The sequence below is a fragment of the Janibacter terrae genome (genome assembly GCF_039636765.1).
In the GTDB taxonomy this organism is placed as follows: domain Bacteria; phylum Actinomycetota; class Actinomycetes; order Actinomycetales; family Dermatophilaceae; genus Janibacter; species Janibacter terrae.
Genome location: NZ_CP144167.1, coordinates 1,590,175 through 1,602,895, shown reverse-complemented (window position 1 = coordinate 1,602,895; position 12,721 = coordinate 1,590,175). Strand labels below are relative to the sequence as shown.

14 protein-coding genes are annotated in these 12,721 nt (G+C 72.4%); 3 read left to right on the top strand and 11 right to left on the bottom strand.

Annotated features, from left to right (window positions below; all coding sequences use genetic code 11):
• Position 1: 1 nt before the first annotated feature.
• From frr to rpsB, 4 genes are all read right to left on the bottom strand, one after another.
• Positions 2 to 559, bottom strand: a complete 558-nt coding sequence (frr, locus tag V3C34_RS07960) for a ribosome recycling factor (RefSeq protein ID WP_068325142.1) — start codon at positions 557 to 559, stop codon at positions 2 to 4.
• Between the two features lie 76 nt (positions 560 to 635).
• A complete protein-coding gene (pyrH, locus tag V3C34_RS07955) occupies positions 636 to 1,364 on the bottom strand; it encodes a UMP kinase (protein WP_068325143.1) in 729 nt (242 codons plus the stop codon).
• A 133-nt stretch (positions 1,365 to 1,497) separates the two neighbouring features.
• Positions 1,498 to 2,325 (bottom strand): translation elongation factor Ts, encoded by an 828-nt coding sequence (gene tsf, locus V3C34_RS07950; RefSeq protein ID WP_068325144.1) that lies wholly within the window; start codon positions 2,323 to 2,325, stop codon positions 1,498 to 1,500.
• A 51-nt stretch (positions 2,326 to 2,376) separates the two neighbouring features.
• Positions 2,377 to 3,312: a 30S ribosomal protein S2 gene (gene rpsB / locus V3C34_RS07945; protein WP_068325145.1), complete on the bottom strand. Its 936-nt coding sequence runs from the start codon at positions 3,310 to 3,312 to the stop codon at positions 2,377 to 2,379.
• 443 nt (positions 3,313 to 3,755) lie between these two features.
• Here rpsB and V3C34_RS07940 point away from each other — a divergent pair, with 443 nt between their 5' ends.
• The 3 genes from V3C34_RS07940 to V3C34_RS07930 all read left to right on the top strand — a co-directional run bounded on the left by V3C34_RS07940 (position 3,756) and on the right by V3C34_RS07930 (position 6,579).
• On the top strand, positions 3,756 to 4,826 hold the full coding sequence (locus V3C34_RS07940; protein WP_245634664.1) for an IS110 family transposase: 1,071 nt from the start codon (positions 3,756 to 3,758) through the stop codon (positions 4,824 to 4,826).
• Between the two features lie 14 nt (positions 4,827 to 4,840).
• Positions 4,841 to 5,998 (top strand): pyridoxal phosphate-dependent aminotransferase, encoded by a 1,158-nt coding sequence (locus tag V3C34_RS07935; protein ID WP_346008474.1) that lies wholly within the window; start codon positions 4,841 to 4,843, stop codon positions 5,996 to 5,998.
• Between the two features lie 86 nt (positions 5,999 to 6,084).
• Positions 6,085 to 6,579 (top strand): M23 family metallopeptidase, encoded by a 495-nt coding sequence (locus V3C34_RS07930; protein WP_346008473.1) that lies wholly within the window; start codon positions 6,085 to 6,087, stop codon positions 6,577 to 6,579.
• 4 nt (positions 6,580 to 6,583) lie between these two features.
• Here the strand turns inward: V3C34_RS07930 and V3C34_RS07925 are convergent, their stop codons facing one another.
• The 7 genes from V3C34_RS07925 to lepB all read right to left on the bottom strand — a co-directional run bounded on the left by V3C34_RS07925 (position 6,584) and on the right by lepB (position 12,693).
• The gene (locus V3C34_RS07925; RefSeq protein WP_082807547.1) at positions 6,584 to 7,522 is read right to left on the bottom strand and encodes a tyrosine recombinase XerC; all 939 of its coding nucleotides are present in this window, start codon (positions 7,520 to 7,522) and stop codon (positions 6,584 to 6,586) included.
• Between the two features lie 58 nt (positions 7,523 to 7,580).
• Positions 7,581 to 8,780: a DNA-processing protein DprA gene (dprA, locus tag V3C34_RS07920; RefSeq protein WP_346008472.1), complete on the bottom strand. Its 1,200-nt coding sequence runs from the start codon at positions 8,778 to 8,780 to the stop codon at positions 7,581 to 7,583.
• The gene (locus V3C34_RS07915) at positions 8,777 to 10,315 is read right to left on the bottom strand and encodes a YifB family Mg chelatase-like AAA ATPase (RefSeq protein WP_068325150.1); all 1,539 of its coding nucleotides are present in this window, start codon (positions 10,313 to 10,315) and stop codon (positions 8,777 to 8,779) included. Before V3C34_RS07915 ends, dprA begins: the two co-directional genes overlap by 4 nt.
• A complete protein-coding gene (locus V3C34_RS07910) occupies positions 10,312 to 10,680 on the bottom strand; it encodes a YraN family protein (RefSeq protein WP_068423155.1) in 369 nt (122 codons plus the stop codon). Before V3C34_RS07910 ends, V3C34_RS07915 begins: the two co-directional genes overlap by 4 nt.
• A gap of 104 nt (positions 10,681 to 10,784) precedes the next feature.
• On the bottom strand, positions 10,785 to 11,099 hold the full coding sequence (locus V3C34_RS07905; protein WP_068325151.1) for a DUF2469 domain-containing protein: 315 nt from the start codon (positions 11,097 to 11,099) through the stop codon (positions 10,785 to 10,787).
• Complete coding sequence (locus V3C34_RS07900) at positions 11,096 to 11,872, bottom strand: ribonuclease HII (RefSeq protein ID WP_346008471.1); 777 nt, start codon at positions 11,870 to 11,872, stop codon at positions 11,096 to 11,098. The genes V3C34_RS07905 and V3C34_RS07900 overlap by 4 nt, the downstream gene beginning before the upstream one ends.
• Complete coding sequence (gene lepB, locus V3C34_RS07895) at positions 11,869 to 12,693, bottom strand: signal peptidase I (RefSeq protein ID WP_346008470.1); 825 nt, start codon at positions 12,691 to 12,693, stop codon at positions 11,869 to 11,871. Before lepB ends, V3C34_RS07900 begins: the two co-directional genes overlap by 4 nt.
• Positions 12,694 to 12,721 lie beyond the last annotated feature (28 nt).

The following is a 12,721-nucleotide window of genomic DNA, read 5'->3' as shown; positions in this document are numbered from 1 at the left end:
GTCAGACCTCGGAGAGCTCTGCTTCCTTGGCCTTGAGGATCGTGTCCACGTTGTCGACGTACTTCTTCGTGAGGGCGTCGAGCTCCTTCTCACCGCGGGTGCCGTCGTCCTCGCCGACCTCGCCGTCCTTGACGAGCTTGTCGATCGTGTCCTTGGCGGCGCGACGGATGTGGCGGATGGAGACCTTGGCGTCCTCACCCTGCGTGTGCGCCAGCTTGATGTACTCCTTGCGACGCTCGGCGGTCAGCTCGGGCATCGTCACGCGGATGACGTTGCCGTCGTTGCTCGGGTTGGCACCGAGGTCGGACTCGCGCAGCGCGCTCTCGATGGCCTGCAGCGACGACTTGTCGAAGGGGCTGATGAGCAGCGTGCGGGCCTCGGGCGACTGGAAGGAGGCCAGCTGCTGCAGAGGGGTCGGCGAGCCGTAGTAGTCGACCGTCACCTTGCTGAAGAGGCCGGGGTTGACCCGGCCGGTGCGGATCCCGGCGAAGTTCTCCTTCGCCACCTCGACGGCCTTGTCCATCTTGTCCTCGGCCTCGAGCAGTGCGTCCTCGATCATGGCTCTCCTCCTCGGCCTCACGGCCGTCACGGCTGCGGCTCTCGCCGCGAGTTGGGTCTGGGGGTCAGTCTGTCACTCAGGCGTGGACGAAGGTGCCGATGGGCTCGCCGAGCAGCGCCCGGGTGACATTGCCCTCGCCCTCCATGCCGAAGACGACCATCGGCAGGCCGTTCTCGCGGCAGAGGCTGAAGGCAGCCGCGTCGACGACCTTGAGGTCCTGCTGCAGCGCCTGCTCGAAGGTCACCGAGTGGAGCTTGCGGGCCTCGGGGTTGGTGCGCGGGTCGGAGTCGTAGACGCCGTCGACGCCGTTCTTGGACATCAGCACGACATCGCACTTGATCTCGAGGGCGCGCTGGGCGCTCACGGTGTCGGTGGAGAAGAAGGGCATGCCGGCGCCGGCGCCGAAGATCACGACGCGGCCCTTCTCGAGGTGGCGGATCGCGCGACGCGGGATGTACGGCTCGGCCACCTGGCCCATGGTGATGGCCGTCTGGACGCGGGTGTCGACGCCGGCGTCCTCGAGGAAGTCCTGCAGCGCGAGGCAGTTCATGACCGTGCCGAGCATCCCCATGTAGTCGGCGCGGGTGCGGTCCATGCCCTGCTCCTGGAGCTGGGCGCCGCGGAAGAAGTTGCCGCCGCCCACGACGATGGCGACCTGGACGCCCTCGTGCACCGCGGCGGCGATCTGGTCGGCCACCCCGCGGACGACGTCCGGGGCCACGCCCACCTTGCCGCCTCCGAAGACCTCACCCGAGAGCTTGAGGAGGACCCTGCGATAGGCCGGGGGGGTCGTCTGGTCGGTCACGTGCTGCTCCCTGGTGGATCGCGTGCTGGGTCACCCGATCCTTCCACAGTCGAGATGGTGCCCATGACCACCCACGACGAAGGGGGCCGCACCCGGTGATCGGGTGCGGCCCCCTTCGTGGGGTGCTGCGCGGTCAGGAACCGACGCGGAAGCGCGCGAACTGCGTGGCGCTCGCGCCGGCCTCCTCGAGGACCTTGCCGACGGACTTCTTGGAGTCCTTGGCGAAGGGCTGGTCGAGCAGGACGTTCTCCTTGAAGAAGCCCCCCACGCGACCCTCGACGATCTTGGGCAGGGCCGCCTCGGGCTTGCCCTCCTCCTTGGCCGTCTCCTCGGCGATGCGACGCTCGTTGGCGACGACGTCGGCGTCGATCTCGTCGCGGGTGAGGACGGTGGGGCTGAAGGCCGCGATGTGCATCGCGACGTCCCGCGCCACCTTGTCGTCGCCGCCCTCGGTGCCCACCAGGACACCGATCTGGGCCGGCAGGTCGGGGCTGGTCTTGTGCAGGTAGGCCGAGACCCGGGGGGCCTCGACGCGGGCGACCCGCTTGACCTCGATCTTCTCGCCGATGGTGGCGTTGGCGTCGTCGAGGAGGTCCTTGACGGTCTTGTCGCCGGCGGGGGCAGCCAGCAGGCTGTCCGCGTCGGTGGCCTTGGCCGCGACGGCCGCGGCGAGGACCTCGTCCGCGAGGGCGCCGAACTTCTCGCCCTTGGCGACGAAGTCGGTCTCGCAGAGGACCTCGACGAGGGTGCCGACGCCGGCCTCGGCCTGGGCGACGACGAGCCCGTTGGAGGTCGTGCGACCCTCGCGCTTGGTGACGCCCTTCAGGCCCTTGATCCGGAGCAGCTCCTGCGCCTTGGACTTGTCGCCATCGGCCTCGTCGAGCGCCTTCTTCACGTCGAGCATGCCGGCGCCGGTGCGCTCGCGCAGCTCCTTGATGTCAGCGGCGGTGTAGTTCGCCATGTGTGTCCCGTTCTCCTATGTGAGGTGTGACGGTGGTCGGTGAGGTGGTGCTCAGGCCTCGGGGGTCGGCTCGGCGGACGGCACGTCCACGGCCGGCGCCTCGGTGGCGGCCGGGGCGTCGACGCCCTCGGTCGCGGTCTCGGCGGGGGCCTCGGCGATCGCGGTCTCGGTCGCGGCCTCGGCGGGGGCCGCCTCGGCGGGGGCCTCGGCGGTCGCGGCCTCACCGGCCAGGAGCTCACGCTCCCACTCGGCCATCGGCTCGGCCTCGGCGGCAGCACCGGCGTTGGCGTTGCCGCCACCACGCGACATCAGGCCGTCGGCGACCGCGTCGGCGACGACGCGGGTCAGCAGGGTGACGGAGCGGATGGCGTCGTCGTTGCCGGGGATCTTGTAGTCGACCTCGTCGGGGTCGCAGTTGGTGTCGAGGATCGCGATGACCGGCAGGCCCAGCTTGCGCGCCTCGTCGACGGCGAGGTGCTCCTTCTTGGTGTCGACGATCCACACGGCCGAGGGGACCTTGGCCATGTTGCGGATGCCACCGAGGGTCTTCTCCAGCTTGTCCTTCTCACGGCGAAGGATGAGGAGCTCCTTCTTGGTGTAGCCGGAGCCGGCCACGGTGTCGAAGTCGAGCTCCTCGAGCTCCTTCAGACGCGTGAGGCGCTTGGAGATCGTCTGGAAGTTCGTGAGCATGCCACCGAGCCAGCGGTGGTTGACGTAGGGCATCCCGACGCGCGTCGCCTGCTCGGCGATCGGCTCCTGCGCCTGCTTCTTGGTGCCGACGAACAGGATGGTCCCGCCGTGGGACACCGTCTGCTTGACGAACTCGTAGGCGTCGTTGATGTAGGTCAGCGACTGCTGCAGGTCGATGATGTAGATGCCGTTGCGCTCGGTCATGATGAAGCGCTTCATCTTGGGGTTCCAGCGTCGGGTCTGGTGCCCGAAGTGGACGCCGCTCTCCAGGAGCTGGCGCATGGTGACGACGGCCATGCCGAAGTCCTCTCGTCGAAGGGTTGTCAGTTATGTGCCTGGTGTCCCGACCCACCCCGCCCGATCCGACCGGGTGGTCGGAGGGGACTGCCGTGGTGCGCCCCGGGTTCGGAGAGAGATCTCGTCACACGGTGAGGAACACGCGAATTCATCCAGACAGACTGGATGTGCCCCTCATCCTACGGCCGCCGGACGAAGGGGAGAAATCGCCCGCTCCCCTAGGGTCGGGTTCAGTGTCAGGGTGATTGCACCGCTCACGCGGTGGTTGGATCCTGAGCGCCGGGTGTCTGGCTCATAGAGTCGCTGTCGCCTTCGGGCTGATCAGCATGCGTTATGCCGACGCCTGGTGTGAAGGACCGGCCGGCGTGACTTGATAGGAGCGTGGCATCGCCCCCACTGAGATGTGTCCGCCGACCGGCCCCAACCGTCCAGTCACTGATCAGGTGAAGGAGGCAACCACCATGGTTGTTGTTGGAGCCGATGTCCACAAGCGCACGCACACATTCGTCGCGGTCGATCAGGTCGGCAAGCAGGTCGGGCAGATCACGGTCGAGGCGGTCACGGCCGGGCACCGCAAGGCCTTGGCGTGGGCTCGGGAGCGCTTCGGCGACGAGCTCGTGTGGGCCATCGAGGACTGCCGCCACCTGTCCGCCCGCCTGGAGCGAGACCTGCTCACCAGTGGGCAGCAGGTGGTCCGGGTTCCGCCGAAGATGATGGCCGAGCAGCGCCGGGTCGCGCGTACCCGTGGCAAGTCCGACCCGATCGACGCGTTGGCCGTGGCTCGCGCGTACCTACGCGAACCGTCGCTGCCGGTGGCCTCGCACGACGAGACGTCCCGGGAGCTGAAGTTGCTGGTCGATCGCCGCGAAACCCTTGTCGCGCAACGCACAGCGACGATCAACTCGCTGCTGTGGCGGGTGCACGAGCTCGACCCGGCCCGGGCCCCCAAAGCTCGCTCGTTGGACCTGGCCAAGCACCAGCAGCAGCTGCGTGCGTGGCTGGTAACCCTCGAAGGAATCGTGGCCGAGCTGGCGTTGGAGGAGCTCGACGACATCGTTGCGCTGACCGCGCGAGCCAAGACGTACGAGAAGCGCATCGCGCTCCTGGCCGAGGAGGCGGCACCGACGCTGCTGGCGATGCCCGGGGTCGGGGCGTTGACCGCGGCCAAGCTGATTGGTGAGTCCGCGGGCGCGTCACGGTTCCACAGCGAGGCCGCGTTCGCCCGCCATGCCGGGGTCGCGCCGATCCCGGTCTGGTCGGGCAACACCGCCGGCCGAGTGCGGATGACCCGCTCCGGCAACCGACAGCTCAACGCCGCACTGCACCGCATCGCCATCACCCAAGTACGTCTGCAGGGCTCTTTGGGCAAGGCCTACTACGAGAAGAAGAAGGCCGAAGGCATGTCCAACCGCGAAGCCCTGCGCTGCCTCAAACGACGCCTCGCTCGCGTCGTCTTCCACCACCTGACCACCGACCAAGCAACGACCGCGACTGGACTCGCGGCCGCCGCTTGACATAGGAGTAACGCATGAGCGACCCCCTCGTGGCCCGGATGCGCCCGCACGCCGAGACGATCTTCGCGACGATGTCGGCGCTCGCCCTCGAGCACGACGCGGTCAACCTCGGGCAGGGCTTCCCCGACACCGACGGCCCTCCCCAGGTCCTCGAGGCCGCCCGCGCGGCGATCGCCGCCGGCCACAACCAGTACCCGCCCTCGATCGGGATCCCTGCCCTGCGGGAGGCGATCGCCCGACACCAGGAGCGGCACCACTCCCTCCGCCCCGATCCGGGCAGCGAGGTGCTCGTGACCTCGGGCGCGACCGAGGCGATCGTCGCGTGCCTGCTCGGGCTGGTCGAGCCGGGCGACGAGGTCGTGACCTTCGAGCCCTCGTACGACTGCTACTCGGCGGGCATCGCCCTCGCCGGCGGGGTCAAGCGGGCGGTCCCGCTGGACGTCCCGGACCTCTCCTTCGACCCGGCCGGGCTGGCCGCCGCCTTCTCCGACCGGACCCGTGCGGTCCTGCTCAACTCCCCGCACAACCCGACCGGCAAGGTCTTCACCCGCGCCGAGCTCGAGGTCGTCGCCGAGCTCGCCCGGCGCCACGACGTGGTCGTCATCAGCGACGAGGTGTACGAGCACCTGACCTACGACGTCCCGCACGTGCCGATCGCGGCCCTGCCGGGCATGGCCGAGCGGACGCTCACGATCGGCTCGGCGGGCAAGTTCTTCTCCGTCACCGGGTGGAAGGTCGGCTGGGTGAGCGGCCCGGCACCCCTCGTGCGGGCGGCGCGCGTCGTCAAGCAGTTCCTCACCTTCACGACGGCCTCCCCCCTGCAGCACGCGGTCGCCCACGCCCTCGACCTCGGCCCCGCGCTCCTCGACGAGCTGACGCTCTCGCTCCGGTCGCGCCGCGACCTGCTCGTGGGCGGCCTGCGCGAGGCGGGCTTCGACGTGCGGCCCAGCGACGGCACCTACTTCGTCGTCGCCGACGCCGCGCCGCTCGGCGTCACCGACGCGGCCACGTGGTGCCTGGGGCTGCCTGCCGCCGCGGGTGTGGCCGCCGTGCCGGTGTCCGTCTTCTGCGACGACCCTGGCCCGACCGCCTCCCTCGTGCGCTTCGCGTTCTGCAAGCAGGAGCCGGTGCTCGAGGAGGCCTGCCGGCGCCTCGTCGCCCACACCGCCTGATCCACAGACCGGTCGCGGCCCGCGCGCCCGTCCCCAGCCCGCGCCCGGCCCCGCGCGCGTCGGGCGAAGGGGGCCACCCTCGGACCATGAGCACCGTCCCCCTCGTCGCCCTGGCCCTCGCCGGAGCCCTCGTCGGACCTCCCCCGCCCCCGGCGGCTGCCCGGTGGTCCTGGCCGGTGGGGGGTGGTGCGCGACCAGCGGTCGTCGCTGCCTTCGATGCCCCTGCGCAGCGGTGGGGGGCGGGCCATCGCGGCATCGACCTGGCCGCGCGCCGTGGCGACCGGGTCACCGCGGTGACGGACGGCGTCGTGTCGCACCGCGGACGGATCGCCGGGCGCGGGACGGTGAGCGTCACCCACGCCGACGGCGTGCGCAGCACCTACGAGCCCGTCGACTCGGCCCTGAGGGTGGGCCAGCGGGTCCGTCGCGGTCACGGCCTCGGGCGGCTCGGCGCGGAGCCGGGCCACTGCGTGCCTGCCGCCTGCCTGCACCTGGGCGCCAGGCGCGGGGACGACTACCTCGACCCGATGACCTTCTTCGGCGCCCGCCGGGTCGTGCTCCTCCCCCTCGACGCCAGGTGATCGCTCAGGCGCGCGGGTGGGCCTGCTCGTAGCTGCGCCGCAGCCGGTCGAGGGAGACGTGGGTGTAGATCTGCGTCGTCGCCAGGGACGAGTGGCCGAGCAGCTCCTGCACCATCCGCAGGTCGGCGCCGCCCTCGAGGAGGTGGGTGGCCGCGGAGTGGCGCAGGCCGTGCGGGCCCACGTCGGGGGCGTCGGGCACGTGCGCGAGCAGCGCGTGGACGACCTCGCGCACCTGCCGGGGGTCGACCCGGCGACCCCGGCGGCCGAGGAAGAGCGCCGGCCCGGACGCGGCCGTCGCCACCCGGGGACGGCCGCGCACGAGCCACTCGCCCAGCGCCTCGTCGGCGGGGAGCCCGAAGGGCACGACCCGCTCCTTGCGGCCCTTGCCGAGCACGCGGACGACGCGCCGGTCCCGGTCGGCGTCGTCGACGTCGAGGCCCGTGAGCTCGCTGACCCGGATGCCGGTCGCGTACAGCAGCTCCAGTACGGCTCGGTTGCGCAGATGGATCGGGTCGTCGTCGTCCGCGGCCACCGCGGCGATGTCGAGGACCGCGGTGGCGCTCTCCCGGCTGAGCACGTCGGGCAGGGTGCGCTGCCGCTTCGGCGAGGCGAGTCGCAGCGCCGGGTCGACGTCGACGCGACCGGTGCGCCGGGCCCAGGCGAAGAAGGTGCGGACGGCCGCCGAGCGCCGCGACAGCGTCGACCGGGCGGCCCCCTCGGCCGCGAGGGTGCCGAGCCAGGCCCGCAGCTGGGCCAGCGTGACGTCGGCCGGTGCGCCCGCCCCGTCGGCGGCGCACCAGGCCAGGCAGCCCCGCACGTCGCCGGCGTAGGCCCGCACGGTGTGCCCCGACCGGTCGCGCTCGCGCTCGAGGTGCGCGACGAAGGCCTCGACCGCGTCGGCCACCCACGAGGGGGTCGGCTGGGGTGTCGGTGTCGGGCTCACTCCCCCACGGTGCCACGACGGGGCGGCGCCGGCGCGGAGGCTGCGGCAGCCCGCGCCCTCACCCCCCGCGCTCGGGTCCGGGGCCGCGCCGCCAGCCGCCGACGCCGTCCTGGACGGCCCACGCGTCGAGCTCCATGGCCGCGAGGTCGGCGAAGACCTCCTCGAGGGGCACCACGAGCTCGGTCGCGATCTCGTCGACCCGGGTGGCCCGGCGCACCTGGAGCAGGTCGTGGACCCGGCGCTGCGTCGACGTCAGGACGTCGAGCGCGCGGGCCGGGCCGAGCAGCTCGACCTCCTCCTCGTCGAGCCCCTCGCCGATGGGGCGGGCCAGGGCGAGGACGTCATCGGTGTCGGTGACGATCCCGGCCTGGCCCTTGCGGATCGACTCGTGGCACCCCGCCGAGGACATCTGCGTGACGGGGCCGGGCACTGCCCCGACCTGTCGCCCGAGGTGCTGCGCCCAGTTGGCGGTGTTGAGCGAGCCCGACCGCAGCCCCGCCTCGACGACGACGGTCACCGAGGACAGCGCCGCGATGATCCGGTTGCGAGCGAGGAAGCGGTGTCGCATGGCCACGGTCCCCGTCGCCAGCTCGGTGACGACCGCGCCGCCCTCGGCGACCGCCTCGACGAGCCGGCGGTTGCCCTCGGGGTAGACCCGCTCGGGCCCGCACGGGAGCACGGCGACGCACGGACCGTCGACCGCGAGCGATCCCTGGTGGGAGGCGGCGTCGATGCCGAACGCCGCCCCCGACACGACCGTCCAGCCACGACCGGCGAGGCCGGCCCCCAGCTCGCGCGAGACCGCCTCGCCGTAGCCGGTGCTGGCACGCGACCCGACGACGGCCACGGCCCTGCGGGTGAGGTCGGCGAGGCAGCCCCCGCCCCGCACGTGCAGCAGGTGCGGCTGGATGTCGGTGTCGGACAGGGCCGCTGGCCAGTCCGCGTCCCCGGGGACGACCACCCGGGACCGGGTCCTCGCCACCCGGTCGAGCTCGGCGTCGACGTCGACACCGGCGACGTGCACCCGGGCGCTGGCGCAGCGGGGCAGGTCACCGTCGACGAGCCGGTGCCACGCCTCGACGTGGCCCAGCGACCAGATGTCGTCGAAGAGCGCCGGTCGCGAGTCGCTCGGCCGCTCCCGCCGGCTCTCCAGCACCCGTGACCAGGCGATGCGCGCACGCCGCTCGTCCGTGCCGACCTGGGCGTGGGCTCGAGCCGTCTCCGCCCGCGTCGGGGCGCTGCCTCCCGTCCGGCTCATGCCGCCACCGCGCCCTGCGTGCGGTACATCAGCGCCAGCCCGACGTCGACGCGGCTCGGTGTGGTCCGGCCGTTGAGGTCGGCCGAGGTCCACGCCAGCCGCAGGACGCGGTCGTAGCCGCGGAGCGTGACCTGCCCCAGGTCCAGAGCCCGGTCCAGGGTGGAGGTCGTCTGGGACGACAGGCGGAAGGGGCGCCGCCGCAGCACCGGTCCGGGCACCTGGCTGTTGAGCACCCACCCGTGGGTCGACCAGCGGCGTGCCTGCGCCGAGCGCGCCTCGACGACGCGGGTGGCGACGGCCGCGCTCGTGTCGGGCGCGGCCTCGTTGAGGTCGGCCAGGCTCACCTTGGGCACCTGCACCTGGATGTCGACCCGGTCGAGCAGCGGCCCGCTGAGGCGTGCGGCATAGGCGCGTCGCTCGGTGGGTCGGCAGCGGCAGCTGAGCCCCTTGCCGTGCCCCTCCCCGCAGGGGCAGGGGTTGGCGGCGAGCACGAGCTGCACGCGCGCCGGGTACGAGACACGTTCCCGGGCGCGGGCGATGACGACCTCACCGGACTCCAGGGGTTGGCGCAGTGCTTGGAGGACCGCCCCACCGAACTCGGCGGCCTCGTCGAGGAAGAGGACGCCGTGGTGCGCCTGGGACACCGCGCCCGGCAGGACGGCCCCGGACCCACCACCGACGAGGGCGGCGACGCTCGCCGAGTGGTGCGGGGCGACGAAGGGCGGGACGAGGTCGATCCCCGAGTCCGGCACGGCCCCGACGAGCGACCTGATCGCGAGCGTCTCGAGCGCCTGGTCGCGGGTGAGGGGCGGCAGGATCGTCACCAGCCGCTCGGCGAGCATCGTCTTGCCCGAGCCGGGCGGTCCGTTGAGCAGGAGGTGGTGACCACCGGCCGCGGCGAGGAGCAGCGCGGTGCGCGCCTCGTGCTGCCCGGACACGTCGGCGAGGTCGATCGGTCGCTCGCGCTCCGTCGACTCCGGGACGGGCGGGTCCTCCGCGAGCGGCAGGACGCCTCCGCGGGGCAACCGGCGGTAGGCCATGACGAGGTCCTCGAGGGTCGCGGCGGTGGACACCCGCATGCCCTCGACCAGCCGGGCCTCGGCGACGTCCTCGGGTGCCACGACGACCTGCTCGCACCCGGCAGCCTGGGCGGCCAGCACCGCGGGCAGGACCCCGGCGACGTGCCGCAGGCGACCGTCGAGCCCGAGCTCGGCCAGGTGCACGACCGGCCGAGCGCTCGCCGCCGGCAGCTCGCCGCAGGCGGCGAGCGCGACGACGGCGATGCCGAGGTCGAACCCGGTGCCGTGCTTGGGGATCGATGCCGGGGAGAGGTTCACCGACAGGTGGGCCGTGTTGAGCGAGACGCCGGCGGAGATGGCCGCAGAGCGCACCCGCTGCGGCGCTTGGCGCAGCGCCCGGTCGGGCAGGCCGCCCACGTCGAAGGTCGGCAGCCCCTGCCCGGCATGGCACTCGATCTCGACGAGGTGCCCGGTGACCCCGCGCAGCGCCACGCCGCGCGTCACGGCGATGCTCATCGCCCGACCCCCGGGATGTGCTGCACCTCGTAGCGACCCGGCTCTCCGAGCAGCCCCACGACGTCCAGGCGGACCCCGTGGTGGTCGACCTCGTGCTCGGCGAGCCACCGCCCGGCGAGCCGGCGCAGGCGTCCCAGCTTGGCCCGGGTGATCGCCTCGACCGGGTACCCGTAGGTGGTCGTGCGGCGGGTCTTCACCTCGCACACGACGATCACGTCGCCGTCGCGCAGGACGAGGTCGATCTCCCCCTCGCGACAGCGCCAGTTGCGGTCCAGGACCTGCATCCCCCGGCCGGTCAGGTACTCCTCTGCGAACTCCTCGCCCGCTGCTCCCACGCGCACACGTGCGGGTCTCTGCTGGGTCATGACGACCACCTCCACCGCCAGTCAACGGTGGGTGGTCCCCCTTCGCCCCGGTCCTCACCGACCTGTGGATCGACGCGCGGGGCGAGAGGGGTCTGCGGATACGGCTAGAAGCCGTCCTGCGGCATCGCCAGCTCCGACTTGGCCAGCTCCTCGACGTTGACGTCCTTGAAGGTCACGACACGCACCTGCTTGGCGAAGCGCGCCGGACGGTAGATGTCCCACACCCACGCGTCCTGCATCGTCACCTCGAAGTAGACCTCGGCCCCCTCGCCGCGGACCTTCACGTCGACGCTGTTGGCGAGGTAGAAGCGACGCTCGGTCTCGACGACGTGGCTGAAGAGGTGCACCACGTCGCGGTACTCGCGGTAGAGCGCGAGCTCCATCTCGGTCTCGTACTTCTCCAGGTCCTCCGAGCTCACCGGGGCCTCCCTCCGCTCGTCGTGCCGGCCACGAGCGCGTCGTCGCCGCAGGCCCCACCATCATCTCCCACGAGCCGGGGCGCGATGATGCCCACCCCCGGCAGCGACCACGAGCGGCGGTGCTGCACGCAGGCCCCGTGGGCCGTCAGCGCGTCGAGGTGCGCCGACGCGGAGTACCCCTTGTTGTCGGCCCACCCGTACTGCGGGTGCTCGCGGTCCAGCTCGACCATCCGGGCGTCCCGCTCGACCTTGGCGAGCACGCTCGCGGCCGCGACCGAGCTGCACCGCAGGTCGGCCTTGATCATCGTGCGCACCGGCGGCGTCGACGGCCCACCGGAGATCTCGGCGAGCAGCCCGACCTCCTCGGGGTCGGTCAGCCAGTCGTGGTTGCCGTCGAGCAGGACGAGGTCGGGCACGACCGGCAGCTGCGCCAGGGCGCGGCGTCCGGCCAGGCGCAGGGCCGCGATGATCCCGACTCGGTCGATCTCGGCCGGCAGGGCGTGGCCCACCGCGTGCGCCAGCGCCCACCGCTGCAGCCGGGGGACCATCGCGCCCCGCGCCGCAGGGGTCAGCAGCTTGGAGTCGCGCACGCCGGCGGGGGCGCTGCGGCAGGTCTCGTCGATGACGACGACGCCGACGCTCACCGGGCCCGCGAGCGCACCGCGACCGACCTCGTCCATGCCCGCGAGCACGCGGTGACCCGCCCGCTGCAGCTCACGCTCGACGCGCAGGCTGGGCCGCCCGGACCGGGGTGCGCGGCCGGGTGCGGTCACGACGTGTGCGGCTCGCCCGGCGGCGGGCCGAGCGAGCGGTTGCTCCCCGCCTCAGGGACCTGGGAGAAGACGTCGTGGTGACCGGACAGCCCACCCATCCGGTCGAAGGGCCACACGGTGACCACCGCCTTGCCGACGACGAGGTCCTCGGGCACCGACCCCGTCCGCCCGTCGCTGCTGGGGTCGTGGAAGCGGGAGTCGGAGGAGTCGCCGCGGTTGTCGCCCATGACCCAGAGGCGACCGCTCGGCACGGTGATGTCGAACTCCTGCTGGCTCGGCTCGGCGCCCTGCTTGAGGTACGCCGCCTCCTCGATCGGCTCGCCGTTGACGAGCAGGCGCCCCTCGGCGTCGCAGCACTGGACGTGGTCGCCCGGCATGCCGATGACGCGCTTGATGAGGTGGCCCTCGGAGGTGTCGGGGAGCAGCCCGACGAACATCAGGGCGTCGCGCAGGCCGTTGAGCACCGCCCCGCGGTTGGCCTCGGGCGTGGGGCTCAGCCAGTCACCCGGGTCCTCGAAGACGACGATGTCGCCGCGCTTGATCTCGAAGGGCCCGGGCGTGAGCTTGGAGACGACGATCCGGTCGCCGACGAGCAGGGTGTCCTCCATCGACTGGCTCGGGATGAAGAAGGCCTGCACGAAGAAGGTCTTGACGACGAAGGACAGGGCCAGGGCCATCGCCAGGACCACCACGACCTCACGGACCGCGGCCCCGAGTCGGGCGCCGGCACCGCGACGTTCGCGGTCGGTGCGGGCGCTCTCGCGCTCGGCGTCCTCGGCCTCCGCATGGGCCGAGTCAGGATCGTGTGCCACAGGTCTCATCTCTACTCCGCGCCCAAACCGCTCGGGC